Raw genomic sequence first — 13,745 nt, forward strand, 5'->3', positions numbered from 1 at the left:
TTCGTCGTTGCTTCGTCTGTCGTACGCATGATGTGTGTCCCTCGTTGGCATGGGTACCGGAACGTACCCGCGACACCACGCCGACGAGAGGCATGCCGTGCTGCATCAGTTTTCGCTCCCCGACCGCAGGGCGGCCGCCGCCGCGAGCGGCGTTCTCCTGCTGGCCGCCCTGGGGGTCAACACCCCCGCGCACGCCGCGAGTTACGGAACGCCGACGATCGGGCTCTCGGTCTCCTACCTCTCCGGCGCCGTCGGCGCGACCGGTGACCCCGTGGTGACCGTCACCGTCGCGCAGAGCGGGGCCGAGGCGACCGCGCTCGGCGTGGCGGCGTCCGCCAGCTCCAAGCCGTCCGTCGCCGGGACCGGTGATGTGACCGTGACGGGGACCGGGGGCACCCGGAAGCTCACGGTCGCCGCGCACGGGCGCGGCTACACCGACCTCACGATCAAGGTCACCGGACTCGGCGGCAAGACCGCCACCAGGACGCTGCACTACGCTGCCTCCGCCGCCGTGCAGAACGCCGCCGACACCCGCTACCTCACCGGTTCCTCGGACTCCTCGGCCGCCGTCGACGTCGGTGGCGGCTACGTGGTCGTGGCCGACGACGAGTCCAACACGCTGCGCCTGTACGACCGTTCCGCCTCCGGCGCGCCGGTGAAGACCTGGGACGTCGGCTCGAAGCTCGGGGTGTCGAAGGAGATCGACATCGAGGGCGCGGCACGGGCCGGCGACACCATCTACTGGACCGGTTCGCTCGGCAACAACAAGGACGGCGAGTACAAGTCCGGCCGCAACACCGTCTTCACCACGACGGTGACCGGGTCGGGCGCCGCCACCCAGCTGACGGTGGGCGGCTCGTACAGGAAGCTCCGTGACGACCTCGTCGCCTGGGACGAGGCGAACGGCGACCGGCTCGGCTTCGCCGCGGGGACGGCGGACGGTGAAGCGCCCAAGCAGATCGACGGGTTCAACATCGAGGGCCTGGAGTTCGCGCCCGGCTCGACGACCACCGCGTATCTCGGCTTCCGGGCGCCCCTGGTGCCGCCGAAGTCGGGAGGCAAGGCCCTGATCGTGCCCGTCACCAACTTCGACAAGGTGGCCGGCAGCGGGGCGAAGGCGGTCATGGGCGCGCCGATCGAGCTGGACCTCGGCGGGCTCAGCATCCGGGACATCCGGAAGAACGCCGCCGACCAGTATCTGATCGTGGCCGGTTCCTGGGCTGCGGACGACAACTCCGACCCGTACGCCCTCTACACCTGGGACGGTGTCGCCGCGCACGCGCCGGTCAAGCGGGCCGATCTGCCGACGGCTGACCCGGGCGGCTGGGAGGCCGTCGTGGAGGTGCCGGACCTGACGGTTCCGGGCACCCGGGCGCAGCTGATCACGGATGCCGGATCGGCCGATCTGTACGGGGACGGCACGGAGGCGAAGGATCTCGACCACGCCGAATGGAAGAAGTCCCGGGCCGTCTGGTTCACCGTCGGCGGCTGATGGGTCGAACGCCCTTGCGGTTCGATCTTGCGAACGGCCATGCCCGCCGGACAGACTGGCGGGCATGGCCGTTTCCTTTTACAGCATCGTCGTCGACACCCACGATCTGCCGTCGCTCGCCCGCTTCTGGTGCCAAGTGCTCGACTGGCAGCTGCTCTTCGAGGCCGAGGACGAGATCGTCATCGGTGCCGACAAGTCCGCCTGCCCCGGTATCACCTTCGTTCCCGTACCGGAGGGGAAGACGGTCAAGAACCGGCTGCACATCGATCTCGCACCCGACGACCTGGACACCGAGGTCGAGCGCATCATCGGGCTCGGGGCACGGCGGGCCGACATCGGGCAGCAGCCGGATGTGTCCTGGGTGGTGCTGGAGGACCCCGAGGGGAACGAGTTCTGTGTGCTGACGCCGAAGAACTCGCTCATCGACTGAGAGCGGAACCGGGCGGGCCTTCGCGGGCCCGCCCTAGGGGCCGTACTGCGGGGGTTCGGCCGCCGCCTCGGCGAGGGCCGGGCCCAGGTTCTCCGTACGCATGCGCCGGTCGACGTAGAGCAGCCCGGTCACCAGCTGCGGGAACGTCGCCGAGATGAACTGACCGATCAGCTGTCCCAGCGCCATGATCACCAGGTAGCCGCTCATGGCGAAGATGATCGCGGCGGGGTTCGGGTCCTCGTCCAGGGTCGATCCGCCGATGATGCCGGAGAACATGCCGAGGAACGAGAACGGGATCTGGATGATGTAGTTCGCCGCGGCGGCCAGGGCGAGGGCGAGCAGGGTGATCCCGAGGACCCGCCACCAGTCGCCGCGCACCAACTGCGAGGAGCGTCGCAGCGCGGCCACCGGGGACTGCCCCTCGAACACCGCGGCCGAGGGCGCCAGGCAGAACTTCACCCAGAGCCAGATCGCGAGCGGGGCGGTGCCCAGGGCGCCCAGGAAGCCGAGCGCGGCCCACAACGCGACATCGCCCCCGTGCGCCAGGGTGATGGCGCCGATCACGAACGCGAAGAAGCCGACCACCATGAGCACCGTCGGGATCATCGCGATCAGGAAGGTCAGGACCACCGTTGCGAACACCGCCGGCACGCGGGACCAGGCCCGGCGCCAGATGACGGAGAAGGTGGTCGGCCTGCCCAGCACCGCCTCCTGCAGAATCGCGGGAACGGTCGCGTACATCATGGCCGTTCCGACCGCGAAGACGATCAGGGCGAGCAGCCAGACGACACCGAGACCGACCACGATCGGCACCACGTCGGACGACGCCGGGTCCTCGTCCGCGCTGAGCGCGATGATCCGGTGCAGATGACCGCCGACCGCCGAGTACCCGATCAGGACCACGGCGGCCATGAACACCAGCGACCCGCCGTACACGACCGCGCCGATGCCGAACAGCTGCTTCCAGTAGCGCCGCATCGTGCTGAAGGCGCCGCTGAATATGTCCCCGAGCTTCAGGGGCACCAGCGGTATTACCCCGGGCTTCGGCGGTGGCATCCAGCCGCCCCACCCCGGGGGTCCCGGGGGCCCTCCGTACGGTGCTCCGCCGCCCCACCCTGCGTCCTGCGCCACTGCTGCTCCGTCGTATGTCGTTGTCCGGTGTGCTGGTCGGGACACCGTAGCGTCCCGGCCGGCGGGAAGTGCCCGTGCCGTGGTGCGGACGGCGATGCGTACACTCGTACACATGGGTTACGGACTACTGGCCGCGGCGATCGCGGCGGAGGTGGCCGGTACGACGGCCATGAAGTACAGCGAGGGATTCACCCGGCTCTGGCCCTCGCTGATCACCGTCGCGGGATACCTGGTGGCCTTCGGGCTGCTCGCCCAGACGCTGAAGACGCTGTCGGTGGGCACCGCCTATGCCATCTGGGCCGGGATCGGCACCGCGGCGGTCGCCGCCATCGGCATCCTCTTCATGGGGGAGTCCGGCAGCCCGGTCAAGCTGGCGGGCATAGCGCTGGTCATCGCCGGAGTGGTGGTGCTGAATCTGGGCGGGGCCCACTGATGGCGCGCCGCTACGACCCCGAGCGGCGCGACCGGATCATCGACGCCGCGATCAGGGTGGTCGGCGCCGGGGGCATCGCGGGGCTGAGCCACCGCTCCGTCGCGGCCGAGGCCGATGTGCCGCTCGGCTCGACGACGTATCACTTCGCCTCGCTGGACGAGCTGTTGATCGCCGCGCTGCGCCGGTCGAACGAGAACTTCGCCGAGGTCATGCAGGAGAGCGGGGCTCTGACCGACCCGGAGTCCGACCTCGCCGCGGAGCTGGCCGGGCTGCTGGGGGCGTACTTCTCCGGCGGGCGCGGACGGGCCGAGCTGGAGTACGAGCTGTATCTCGCCGCACTCCGCAGGCCCGCGCTGCGGCCCGTCGCCGCCGAGTGGACCGACGGCACCGCCGAGCTGCTGTCCCGGCGGACCGATCCGGCCACGGCACGGGCGCTGATCGCGCTCATGGACGGGATCTGTCTGCAAGTACTGCTTACCGGCGGCGCGTACGACGAGGCGTACGCGCGCGAGATGCTGGGGCGGATCGCCGGATGACGGCTCCGCCCGCCGGTGCGGACCCGATGCCCGGGGCCGCACCCCCGGGCGTCGGGTGACCGCGACGCGCGGGCCGCTCCGCCCGCGGGCGTTCCTCAGGCGCCGGACGGTTCCCCGCTCCGTACCGCCGTCAGGGCCGCCCGGACGCTCGCCTCGATGTCCGTGATCGGATACAGCGCCTCGCGAACCGTCCGGTCGCGGTCCACCACCAGCGTCAGCCGCTTCATCCGGCTGGTTCCCCCCGCGCGGAAGGTCGGCAGGCGCAGCGCCGCCGTCAGTTCCAGCTCCGCGTCGGACAGCAGCGGGAACCGCAGCCGCTCCGCGTCCGCGAAGGCCCGCTGCTCGTCCGGGCGTTGGGCGGAGACTCCGTGCACGGTCGCGCCGGCCGCCGTGAACTCGGCCAACTGGTCGCGGTACGTGCAGGATTCGAGCGTGCAGCCGCTCGCCCCCGGGATCTCGGCCCAGCCCGGCGGATAGGCGTCCCGGCGGGCATAGGCGCCGGGGAAGAAGTACAGGACGGTGTACGGGGTGTCGGCGACCGGATCGCGCGGCGCGCCGTCGTGGTCCAGCAGCCGCAGTGCGGGCAGGCGGGTACCCACCAGGGCGTGCACCCGGGCCGCCTCCTTCGAACTCTCCGCGGCCGTCGCCATCGTTTCCCCTTCCCCCAGTACCCAGGTGTCGCCCCAGTCCTGGAGCGCGATCAGTACGGGCAGCAGTGCGCGGCCCCGCCGGGTGAGCCGGTACTCGTACCGGGGCGGCCGGTCCTGGTACGGCTCCCGGGAGAGCACCCCCGCGTCGACCAGCAGCCGCAGCCGCTCGGCCAGCACCTTGCGGGACACGCCCAGCTCTTCCTGGAGCGCGTCGAAGCGATGCACCCCGCGCGCCGTGTCCCGCACGATCAGCAGGGTCCACCAGTCGCCCACGACATCGAGCGCCTGGGCGATCGCGCAGTCGGCGTCGGCCAGGCTGGTGCGCTGGGGCATGGGCTCCTCCGTCGGTCTCCGTATCCGCCTCTTACCGGATTGACCAGCAGGAAAGCATGATGTCATAGTCCGTTCCCAAAGGAAACTTACTGGGGAGGGTGCTGGGGATGAGTTTCTTCGGGATCGTGCGGGACGTACCGCGCACGGTGCGGCTGCTGGCCTTCGGCTCCTTTCTCAACGGAGTCGTCAGCTTCACCTTCGTCTACCTCTTCGTCTATCTGACCGGCCCGCGCGGGCTGAGCGTCCCGCAGGCAGGAGTCGTCGCGGGCATCGGCGGCATCGGCCTCGTCGCGGGGAACTTCACCGGCGGCTGGTTCGGCGACCGCTACGGCCACCGCCGGATGCTCCTGACCGGCGCGCTGGTCAGCGGGGCGGCGCTCGCGTCCCTGCCGGTCCTTCCGATCGCGGCGATGTACGGGGTGCTGCCGCTCGCGCAGTACGCGGCGGGCGTCGTGCGCGCGGCCAACTCCGCACTCGTCGCGGTCTCCGTCCCCGAAGGCGGACGGCGCCAGAGCTTCGCCCTCGTGCGGGCCGCGGGCAATGCCGCGTTCGCCGTGGGACCGCCGCTGGGCGCGCTGATCGCCGCCCGCTTCTCGTACGACTGGCTGTTCGTCGCCGACGGCCTCGGGACCCTGCTCTTCGCCGGGTACGCGGCGACGGTGCTCCCGGCGCACGGCACCGCGCACAGCCTGCCTGCCCACGACCCCGGCGCGCCCGGCCTCTGGCGGGAGCTGCGGGCCAGGCCCGCCGTGCTGGTCCTGCTCGCCGCGATCCTCTGCGTCGACCTCGTCTACCGGCAGCAGTACTCGACCCTGCCCGTCTTCCTCACCGAGCACGGCCACGGCGCCCAGTTCTACGGCTGGCTGCTGTCGGTCAACGGCGGCGTCATCCTGCTGCTGGAACTCCCCGCGGCGCACGCGCTGCGCCGACGGGCGCCGCTGGGCATCGTGGGCACCGGGCTGCTGCTGGTGGGGCTGGGCTACGCGGTGCTGATCCCGGGCGCCGGGGCGCTGTTCGCCATCACCATGATGGCCTCGCTGACCGCGGGCGAGATCCTCTACAAGACCACTGCGACGGCGTACGTCGCCGATCAGGCTCCCGCCCATGCGCAGGGCCGCTTCCAGAGCCTGTACGCGGGCGCCTCCATCAGCGGCCAGGTGCTGGCGCCGCCGCTCGGCGGTGCGCTCTACGCCCACGCGCCCTCACTGCTCTGGCCCGCGTGCGCGGTGCTGGCCTGTGGCGCGGGGGCGGCGGTGCTGGCGGCGCGGCGGCTGCGGGGGCCGGTGCGCGAGCAGGCTCCCGTGCGTACCCCCGAACGGCAGGCGCAGCCCGGCTGACCGGGTGGCCGGGGGCGCCGGGTGCCACGTCGCGACCACCGGGCGGGCTCCGGGGCCCGCGCCGCGACCATCCGGCGGGACCGGTTGGCTCCCGCGGTGCCTGGCCGGTTAGGTTTCGTGTCATGACCGACACGACTCCTGCTCGCACCACCGGCGCCGTCGCCGCCGGCCTCGCCACCATCGCCGGCGACGGTTCCGTTCTCGACACCTGGTTCCCCGCCCCCGAGCTCACCGCCGAGCCCGGCCCCGCCGGAACCGAACGGCTCACCCCCGACCAGGCCGTCAACCTCCTCGGCGAGGGGGCCGCCAAGGCCATCGGCGTGGACGCCCGCCGCGGTGTCGAGATCGTCGCCGTACGTACGGTCATCGCCTCGCTCGACGACAAGCCGCTCGACGCCCACGACGCGTACCTGCGCCTGCACCTCCTCTCGCACCGCCTCGTCCGGCCGCACGGCCAGAACCTGGACGGACTCTTCGGCCTCCTCGCCAACGTCGCCTGGACCTCGCTCGGCCCGGTCGCCGTGGACGACGTGGAGAAGGTGCGGCTGAACGCCCGCGCCGAGGGCCTGCACCTCCAGGTCACCTCGGTCGACAAGTTCCCCCGGATGACGGACTACGTCGCGCCGAAGGGCGTCCGGATCGCCGACGCCGACCGGGTCCGCCTCGGCGCGCACCTCGCCGCCGGCACGACCGTCATGCACGAGGGCTTCGTCAACTTCAACGCGGGCACCCTCGGCGCGTCGATGGTCGAGGGCCGCATCTCCGCGGGTGTCGTCGTCGGCAACGGCTCCGACATCGGCGGCGGCGCCTCCACCATGGGCACCCTCTCCGGCGGCGGCAAGGAGCGCATCGTCATCGGCGAGCGCTGCCTGATCGGCGCCGAGGCCGGCGTCGGGATCGCGCTCGGCGACGAGTGCGTCGTCGAGGCCGGGCTCTACGTCACGGCCGGTACCCGCATCACGCTGCCGGACGGCCAGATCGTCAAGGCCCGCGAGCTCTCCGGCGCCTCGAACATCCTCTTCCGCCGCAACTCGGTCTCCGGCGCCGTCGAGGCCCGCCCGAACAACGCGGTCTGGGACGGCCTCAACGACGTCCTGCACAGCCACAACTAATCCGTGGCGGCCAGCAGTTCCTCGTAGACCCGCCGCAGCCCGTCGGTCGCCTCGCGCCCGGCGGGCTGCAGCGGTTCGCGGACCGGTCCGGCGCCGAGCAGTGCCTTGGCCGTGACCGTGCCGGGCAGCCCGGACGCCATCATCGCCTCCGCGAGAGGAGCGTTCAGCAGGTTGAGCCGGGCGGCCCCGGCGGTGTCCCCGGCGTCGAACGCGTCCAGGACCGCCCTCAGCCGACGCGGCGCCACATTGGCGACCGTGCTGACATAGCCCGCCGCGCCCACCGCGTACAACGGCAGATTCAGCTCCTCGCAGCCCGAGTAGTACGCCAGCGAGGTCGCGCCGATCACCTTCGTGGAGCCGAGCAGGTCGTACGCGCAGTCCTTCACGGCCGCGACGCGGGGGTGCTCCGCGAGCCGCAGCAGGGTCTCCGGCTCGATGCGGGTGCCGGTGCGGCCGGGGATGTCGTACAGCATCAGCGGAAGCCCGGTCGCGTCGGCGACGCGCCTGAAGTGTGCCTCGACGGCGGCCTGCGGCGGCCGGCTGTAGTACGGCGCCACGACCAACAGGCCGTCCGCGCCTGCCTGTTCGGCCTGTCGGGCGAGGTCCACGGTGTGCCGGGTGTCCGCGCTGCCGACCCCGGCGACGATCGGCACGCCGTCACCGACCGCCGCCCGGACCGCCCGCAGCAGCGCGGTCTTCTCGGCGTCGGTGGTGGTCGGCGACTCGCCGGTGGTGCCGCTCAGCACCAGGCCGTCGCAACCATCGGCGACCAGGGCGGCGGCGTGCTTCCCGGCCGCGTCCGGGTCCAGCTCGCCGGAGGCGGTGAACGGCGTGATCATGGCGCAGAGCGCGCGGCCGAAGGGGGCTGTGGGTGCGGTCATACCGAAGTCTCGGTCGACCGGACCGTGAAGGTCCACTTAGATCTGCTTGGGGTGTGGGGGAAGCAGCACTCAACAGTCGCCGGGGCCGGGCCGCGCGCTCTGGCATGATCGAACGCCTATGCGGCAGGCCGAGACCGGGGTGGGTGCGTGAGCGTGCGAGGACTGGCAGGGGCGGGGACCGGAACGGGGCACGGGAGACGAAGGCCGGTGACGGCGGTGCTCCTGGCCGGGGTGCTGGGGCTCTCGCTCTCCGGATGCGCCGGGTTCCTCGTACCGGCGGGCGAGGGCGAGCCCGAACCGACGCCGAGCGTGTCGCGGCTGCCCGGCGGGGTGCACGCCGACAAGCTGCCGACACCGTTCCCCAGCGTCCCGGCCGCGCATTCCGACCGGCCGCCGGGCGCACAGGGACCCGGCCCCGCACCCACCGTCCGGGCGGGCTGCCCGTCCTCCGGCGTCGTCGTCGACATGGGCGAGGTGGAGGCGGCGCTCGGCCACCGGGCCGTCGGGCTCACCCTCACCAACTGCGGCAGCAAGCCGTACCGGGTCCACGGCTACCCGTCCGTCCGGGCCCTGGACGAGGCCGGTGACCCGCTGCCCGTCCCGGTGAACCCGGGCTCCTCCTACATGGGCAGCGACCGCGGGCCGCAGGAGGTCATGCTGAAGCCGGGCAGGACGATGCGATCACTGCTGGCCTGGGTCTCCACCCCGACCGGCGGCGACCTCATCGAGGGCGACGCCCTGGAGATCGCACCGACCCCCGGCCTGGAGGCGCGCACCTTCCCGCTCAAGGGCAGCGACGTACGGCTGCTCGACGAGCTCAACATGACCGCGTGGCGGGCCGATTCCGCCTGAGGGCTGTCCCGTAATCCGGATCATGGCCGGGTCGGAGTCGGCCGGGCCCCGGCGGCAGCACGGCGGCGCGGGTTCAGAGGGCGAGCTTGAAGCCCTCGTGGCTGCGGGCGAAGCCCAGCGACTCGTAGAACCGGTGCGCGTCCGCGCGCGGCTTGCCGCTGGTCAGCTGCATCAGCCCGCACCCCCGCAGCCGGGCCCGGTCGACGGCCTGCCTCATCAGCTCCCGCCCCAGCCCGCCGCCCCGCCGGTCGGCCCTGACCCGTACCGCCTCGATCAGCACCCGCTCCTCGCCGTTCCTGCCGAGCCCCGGTATGTACGTCGCCTGGGCGCAGCCCAGCACGGTGTCACCGTCCACCAGCACCAGCATCTCGTTGCGCGGGTCGCTCTCGATGGCGGCGAAGGCCCTCTCGTACGCGTCGTCGATCGCGACCGAGGCCGGATCGAGGACCCGCTCCTCGTCGGCGAGCAGGGCGAGGACGGCCGGCAGGTCGGCCCGGGTGGCGGTGCGAAGGATCATGTTCCGGAGTCTGCCACGGGTGCCGCGCCGCTCAGCGGCGGGCCATGTAGAGGGTGAAGGCCTTGTGGAGCACCTTGTTGATCGGGTAGTCCCACTCGCCGATGTACTCCGCGGCCCGGCCGCCCGTGCCGACCTTGAAGCGCAGCAGGCCCACCAGATGGTTGCTCTCGTCCAGGGTGTCGGTGATGCCGCGCAGGTCGTAGACGGCCGCGCCCCGTTCGTGCGCGTCGCTCATCATGCGCCACTGGATGGCATTGCTGGGCTGGACCTCGCGCCTGCGGCCGGTCGAGGCGCCGTAGGAGTACCAGACGTGGTTCCCCACGGTCAGCATCGTCGCCGCGGAGAGCGTCTCCCCGTCGTGCTGGGCGAGGTAGAGCCGCATCCGGTCGGGGGCCTCGGCCCGCAGCACGGTCCACATGCGCTGGAAGTAGGCGAGCGGACGAGGGATGAAGCGGTCGCGTTCGGCCGTCTCGCGGTACAGCTCGTAGAAGGCCGGGAGGTCCTCGTAGTCGCCCTCGACGACCTTGACGCCCGCCTTCTCCGCCTTCTTGATGTTGCGGCGCCACTGCTGGTTCAGATTGCCCCGGATCTCCTCCAGCGACAGCCCGGCGAACGGGACCTGGAAGACGTACCGGGGCTGTCCCGCGCTGAAACCGTCCTCGCTCTCCTCCTCGCCCCGTCGCCAGCCCAGCCCGCGCAGCCGCTCCACGACCTCGGCGGCCCGCGGCTCCTCCTCGTCCGGTGGCACGTCGCGCAGGCGCCCCGAGGCCGGGTCGGCGATGGCGTCCTTGACGGTACGGGCGTCCCAGCGCCGGGCGACCACCGGCGGGCCCATGCGGACCGAGAACGCGCCCTGTGCCTTCAGATGCGCCAGCATCGGCTCCAGCCACTGCCCCAGCTCCGTGTTGTGCCAGTCGATGACCGGGCCCTCCGGCAGATAGGCCAGATAGCGCTTCACCCGGGGGATCGGCCGGTACAGGACGAGCCCGGCTCCGACGATCCGTTCCCCGCCCGCAGCGTCCCGCTCGAACCAGCCGATGCTCTCCGCGCGCCAGTCGGGCTTCACATCGCCCCACGACGGAACCTGCATATGGCTCGCGGCCGGACGGCTCGCGACGAACGCCAGATGCTCCTCGCGGCTGATCGTCCTGAGGTGGGGTGCCATGCGGTACTCCGTTCGTTGTGCTGTCGGTGGGCCTGACGGTGTCGACGGGGCGTGCTGTTGACCTCAAGCGCGCTTGACGTACCAGGGTGGTCGGCAACGGCGCACCACCCGGGCGCCCCGGTCAGGAGGACCAGGCATGAGCGTGCGATTCCAATCCCGTCCCGATCTTGCCCGAAACGATGTCGGACTCGCCAAGGCGAGCACCTGGGATGTCGGCACCCCGGAGCGCATGCGGCGGACGATCGAGGCCATTCGTGAGGCGTGGGACGGCCGGGAGTGGCCCCATCCGGGACTTCTTTCGTACACCGTCCATGCCGGTGAGGACGGGAAGACCCTGTTCCACTACAGCCAGTGGAGTGGTGAGCAGGCGTACCAGGACTTCTTCCGGCAGGGCAGGGACGAGCGCAACGCGGACATCGACGCCGCGGTGCCGGGCATCCGGCGGCTCGGGCTGCACACCCTGGAGCTCTACCGTTCCGTGTCGCCGGGTGAGGGAGACGGGCGGGAGCCGGGCTGCGTCGTGATCGTCGACGTCGAGTTCGAGGGTGCGGACAAGGCCCGGCAACGGGACTGGGTGGACACCGTGTTCGAGGCGCTGGGGACCGACCCGGCGCACGCCCCCGGCGGCATCTCCGGGCACTTCCATGTGAGCACCGACGGGACGCGCGTGCTCAACTACGCCGAATGGGAGAGTGCCGGGGCCCACATCGACGCCCTGGCCGCGCCCGGTGCCGGGATCGGGTCGCTCACGCCGCAGTGGGAACGGGTGCGGTCGTACCCGGGGGTGACCGGCGGCGGGGTGCACCGGTACACGCCCGCCCTCAGCATCCGGCCGGGGGCGGGCGCGTAGGTCCGCCGCTACGGGCGGAAGCGGAGCACCTGCGGGTCGTGGTCGCTGTTCTGGTCGGCGAACTCGGCGTTGATGTGCACGCTGTCGTAGTGGTAGTCGTGGATCGACGGGCTGGTCAGGATCTGGTCGAGGACCTGGCTGTTGCCCTGGTAGACGTAGCTGTAACGCTCCGAGCGCGGCAGGGACTTGATCGCCGGGTACAGCACGCCCCCGGCCGTCAGCGCCTTGGCCGTGCCGGAGAACTCGAAGTCGTTGATGTCGCCGACGACCAGGACGTCCGCGTTCTTCTGGACGCTCAGCAGCTTCTTGACGAAGGTGTTGACCGCCTGGCCCTGCGCGTGCCGCTGGACCTCCGAGGAACGGGACGGCGGCTGGTGCTCCGAGAAGATGGACTCGTCGCCGCCCTTGGACGCGAAGTGGTTGGCGACGACGAAGACCGGACGGCCGCGGAAGCCGAACTCGCCGACGAGCGGCTTGCGGCTGTTCTCCCACGCCGCGTTCGCCGGGTCGATCCGGCCGGGGGAGAAGGTCAGGGCGGCGCGGCCCCGCTCCCGTACGACATCGGTCGCCGTCGTCGCGTCGCCGCCGGCCCGGTCGGTGAACGAGACCCGCTCCGGGTTGAAGAGGAACACCTGGCGGATGTTGCCGCCGGGCTCGCCGCCGTCCTTCTTGTCCTGCGGGTCGATGGAGCGCCACTCGTACGCCGGGCCGCCCGCCGCCACGATCGCGTCGGTGAACTTCTTCACCGTCAGGTCGGCGGCGACCGTGCCGTCGCTCTTCGCGCCGTTGTTGTCCTGGATCTCCTCCAGCGCCACGATGTCGGGCGAGGCGAGGTTGTCGACGACCGCGGCGGCGAGCGCGTCGAACTTCTCCTGCGGGTCGGTCGGGTCGAGGTTCTCGACGTTGTACGTCGCCACGGCCAGCTCGCCACCGCGCTGCTTGCGGGTGACCTCCCGCCGCAGGCCCTTGGCGGTGACCGTGCCCATGGTGCGGGCGGTCAGCGTGTAGCCGCCGTACTGGTTGAAGTCGAGCGGGCCCTCGGTCGTACCGGACAGCACGTCGCCCACGTCGGCCTTGGGGAAGGGCTGCTCGGCGAGCGGCACCAGGGACTGGATCTGCAGCCGTCCGGTGTTCTGCGCGTCGTACGAGCCGTAGACGGTGCCGCCGCGGCGGGCGTCGTTCTCGCGCGGCTTCACCGTCACCCACAGCTCGGCGTGCGCGTCGGTGGCGCCGACCACCCGCGAGGTGCCGACGCGGATGTTCATGCCTTCGATCGACTCGTAGTAGTCGAGGGCGTAGCGGGACGGCCGCAGGGTCAGCGCGTTGACGGAGCCGCCCGCGGCGGGATCACCCTCCGGGGCGTACCGGGAGGGGACCGAGCGCTCCGAGACCCGCACCGGCTCGGGCAGGGCGTTGCCGGAGGACACCACGGCGACGGTGGGCTTGCTGATCTGGGTGAGCGACTGGTTGCCGGAGTCGAGGCCGCCCGGGACGTACTCGGTGACCGTGCCGGAGACGGTGACCGCGTCACCGACCGCGACGGTGGGCGCGGAGCCGGTGTAGACGAAGACGCCCTCGCTGGTGGCGGGGTCGGCGTCGGGGTTCGGGTCCTGGAACCAGAAGCCCTTCGAGCCGTACGTCCGCACTCCGGTGACGATGCCCGGCACCTCACCGACCTGCCGGCCGACGAGCGGGGATATCCGGGTGGAGCCCTGGATGTCGTGGATCCGGACCTGGCCGTCCACGGCCTGGGCGGGGGTGGCGGAGGCGGACGCGGAGGTGGTGGCGGCGCCGGTGAGCAGACCGGCGGCGAGCGCGGCGGTGACTACGGCGGAGACGGCGGTCGTTCTGGACGATGCGGCAGGCATCACGGGCTCCGGGGGTATCGAGGGTCTGAGTGGAGGTCTACGCGCGTCAATCTCTTGTGTGCGCAAGGCCGTTGTCAAGGTCTCCCGGGTGGACTGCTGTTGTCCGTTGCATGAACCGGGCGGCATGGGGCGAAATACGTCTACGCTTGGGCCGCCCG

The 13,745-nt window shown here is 71.7% G+C and carries 14 protein-coding genes; 8 read left to right on the forward strand and 6 right to left on the reverse strand.

The features are described 5' to 3' along the window. The first annotated feature begins 97 nt into the window (after positions 1 to 97). Positions 98 to 1,492, forward strand: a complete 1,395-nt coding sequence (locus tag ACFV8T_RS25620; RefSeq protein WP_385331563.1) for a hypothetical protein — start codon at positions 98 to 100, stop codon at positions 1,490 to 1,492. A gap of 64 nt (positions 1,493 to 1,556) precedes the next feature. Beyond that, positions 1,557 to 1,922 carry a VOC family protein gene (locus tag ACFV8T_RS25625; RefSeq protein WP_385331566.1) on the forward strand — a complete coding sequence of 122 codons (366 nt, stop codon included), beginning with the start codon at positions 1,557 to 1,559 and terminating at the stop codon, positions 1,920 to 1,922. 33 nt (positions 1,923 to 1,955) lie between these two features. Here ACFV8T_RS25625 and ACFV8T_RS25630 read toward each other — a convergent pair whose 3' ends face one another. Continuing rightward, entirely contained in the window at positions 1,956 to 2,978 is a 1,023-nt protein-coding gene (locus ACFV8T_RS25630) for a hypothetical protein (RefSeq protein ID WP_385331568.1), read from the reverse strand. A 187-nt stretch (positions 2,979 to 3,165) separates the two neighbouring features. Here ACFV8T_RS25630 and ACFV8T_RS25635 point away from each other — a divergent pair, with 187 nt between their 5' ends. Next, positions 3,166 to 3,486 carry a multidrug efflux SMR transporter gene (locus ACFV8T_RS25635; protein ID WP_124718537.1) on the forward strand — a complete coding sequence of 107 codons (321 nt, stop codon included), beginning with the start codon at positions 3,166 to 3,168 and terminating at the stop codon, positions 3,484 to 3,486. After that, positions 3,486 to 4,022 (forward strand): TetR/AcrR family transcriptional regulator, encoded by a 537-nt coding sequence (locus ACFV8T_RS25640; RefSeq protein WP_385331571.1) that lies wholly within the window; start codon positions 3,486 to 3,488, stop codon positions 4,020 to 4,022. The genes ACFV8T_RS25635 and ACFV8T_RS25640 overlap by 1 nt, the downstream gene beginning before the upstream one ends. Before the next feature lie 95 nt (positions 4,023 to 4,117). Here ACFV8T_RS25640 and ACFV8T_RS25645 read toward each other — a convergent pair whose 3' ends face one another. After that, entirely contained in the window at positions 4,118 to 5,005 is an 888-nt protein-coding gene (locus ACFV8T_RS25645) for a winged helix-turn-helix transcriptional regulator (protein WP_385331574.1), read from the reverse strand. Between the two features lie 107 nt (positions 5,006 to 5,112). On the opposite strand from ACFV8T_RS25645, the gene ACFV8T_RS25650 reads away from it, so the two are divergent. Together ACFV8T_RS25650 and dapD are read left to right on the forward strand one after the other, a co-directional pair. After that, entirely contained in the window at positions 5,113 to 6,342 is a 1,230-nt protein-coding gene (locus tag ACFV8T_RS25650) for an MFS transporter (RefSeq protein ID WP_385331577.1), read from the forward strand. A gap of 122 nt (positions 6,343 to 6,464) precedes the next feature. Further along, complete coding sequence (gene dapD / locus ACFV8T_RS25655) at positions 6,465 to 7,454, forward strand: 2,3,4,5-tetrahydropyridine-2,6-dicarboxylate N-succinyltransferase (protein ID WP_385331578.1); 990 nt, start codon at positions 6,465 to 6,467, stop codon at positions 7,452 to 7,454. On the opposite strand, the gene dapA is transcribed toward dapD, so the two are convergent. Next, positions 7,451 to 8,335: a 4-hydroxy-tetrahydrodipicolinate synthase gene (dapA, locus tag ACFV8T_RS25660; protein WP_385331581.1), complete on the reverse strand. Its 885-nt coding sequence runs from the start codon at positions 8,333 to 8,335 to the stop codon at positions 7,451 to 7,453. The two genes, dapD and dapA, sit on opposite strands and share 4 nt — an antisense overlap. Positions 8,336 to 8,551: 216 nt before the next feature. On the opposite strand from dapA, the gene ACFV8T_RS25665 reads away from it, so the two are divergent. Continuing rightward, entirely contained in the window at positions 8,552 to 9,187 is a 636-nt protein-coding gene (locus ACFV8T_RS25665) for a DUF4232 domain-containing protein (protein ID WP_385331799.1), read from the forward strand. 73 nt (positions 9,188 to 9,260) lie between these two features. On the opposite strand, the gene ACFV8T_RS25670 is transcribed toward ACFV8T_RS25665, so the two are convergent. Both ACFV8T_RS25670 and ACFV8T_RS25675 read right to left on the reverse strand, forming a co-directional pair. Next, positions 9,261 to 9,704 (reverse strand): GNAT family N-acetyltransferase, encoded by a 444-nt coding sequence (locus ACFV8T_RS25670; RefSeq protein ID WP_385331584.1) that lies wholly within the window; start codon positions 9,702 to 9,704, stop codon positions 9,261 to 9,263. 31 nt (positions 9,705 to 9,735) lie between these two features. After that, on the reverse strand, positions 9,736 to 10,869 hold the full coding sequence (locus ACFV8T_RS25675; protein ID WP_385331586.1) for a lipid II:glycine glycyltransferase FemX: 1,134 nt from the start codon (positions 10,867 to 10,869) through the stop codon (positions 9,736 to 9,738). A gap of 136 nt (positions 10,870 to 11,005) precedes the next feature. Between ACFV8T_RS25675 and ACFV8T_RS25680 the strand changes: the two genes are divergently transcribed. Further along, on the forward strand, positions 11,006 to 11,719 hold the full coding sequence (locus ACFV8T_RS25680; protein WP_385331589.1) for an antibiotic biosynthesis monooxygenase: 714 nt from the start codon (positions 11,006 to 11,008) through the stop codon (positions 11,717 to 11,719). 8 nt (positions 11,720 to 11,727) lie between these two features. On the opposite strand, the gene ACFV8T_RS25685 is transcribed toward ACFV8T_RS25680, so the two are convergent. Beyond that, entirely contained in the window at positions 11,728 to 13,587 is a 1,860-nt protein-coding gene (locus ACFV8T_RS25685; protein ID WP_385331592.1) for an endonuclease/exonuclease/phosphatase family protein, read from the reverse strand. Positions 13,588 to 13,745 lie beyond the last annotated feature (158 nt).

The sequence above is a fragment of the Streptomyces sp. NPDC059832 genome, assembly GCF_042731715.1.
Taxonomy (GTDB): Bacteria; Actinomycetota; Actinomycetes; order Streptomycetales; family Streptomycetaceae; genus Streptomyces.

What these genes read in the sequence shown, in the direction of transcription:
- ACFV8T_RS25630 (WP_385331568.1), bottom strand. Translation starts at nt 2,978, where the DNA reads ATGCCACCGCCGAAGCCCGGGGTAATACCGCTGGTGCCCCTGAAGCTC.
- ACFV8T_RS25640 (WP_385331571.1), top strand. Translation starts at nt 3,486, where the DNA reads ATGGCGCGCCGCTACGACCCCGAGCGGCGCGACCGGATCATCGACGCC.
- ACFV8T_RS25675 (WP_385331586.1), bottom strand. Translation starts at nt 10,869, where the DNA reads ATGGCACCCCACCTCAGGACGATCAGCCGCGAGGAGCATCTGGCGTTC.
- dapD (WP_385331578.1), top strand. Translation starts at nt 6,465, where the DNA reads ATGACCGACACGACTCCTGCTCGCACCACCGGCGCCGTCGCCGCCGGC.
- ACFV8T_RS25680 (WP_385331589.1), top strand. Translation starts at nt 11,006, where the DNA reads ATGAGCGTGCGATTCCAATCCCGTCCCGATCTTGCCCGAAACGATGTC.
- ACFV8T_RS25685 (WP_385331592.1), bottom strand. Translation starts at nt 13,587, where the DNA reads ATGCCTGCCGCATCGTCCAGAACGACCGCCGTCTCCGCCGTAGTCACC.
- ACFV8T_RS25650 (WP_385331577.1), top strand. Translation starts at nt 5,113, where the DNA reads ATGAGTTTCTTCGGGATCGTGCGGGACGTACCGCGCACGGTGCGGCTG.
- ACFV8T_RS25625 (WP_385331566.1), top strand. Translation starts at nt 1,557, where the DNA reads ATGGCCGTTTCCTTTTACAGCATCGTCGTCGACACCCACGATCTGCCG.
- dapA (WP_385331581.1), bottom strand. Translation starts at nt 8,335, where the DNA reads ATGACCGCACCCACAGCCCCCTTCGGCCGCGCGCTCTGCGCCATGATC.
- ACFV8T_RS25645 (WP_385331574.1), bottom strand. Translation starts at nt 5,005, where the DNA reads ATGCCCCAGCGCACCAGCCTGGCCGACGCCGACTGCGCGATCGCCCAG.
- ACFV8T_RS25670 (WP_385331584.1), bottom strand. Translation starts at nt 9,704, where the DNA reads ATGATCCTTCGCACCGCCACCCGGGCCGACCTGCCGGCCGTCCTCGCC.
- ACFV8T_RS25635 (WP_124718537.1), top strand. Translation starts at nt 3,166, where the DNA reads ATGGGTTACGGACTACTGGCCGCGGCGATCGCGGCGGAGGTGGCCGGT.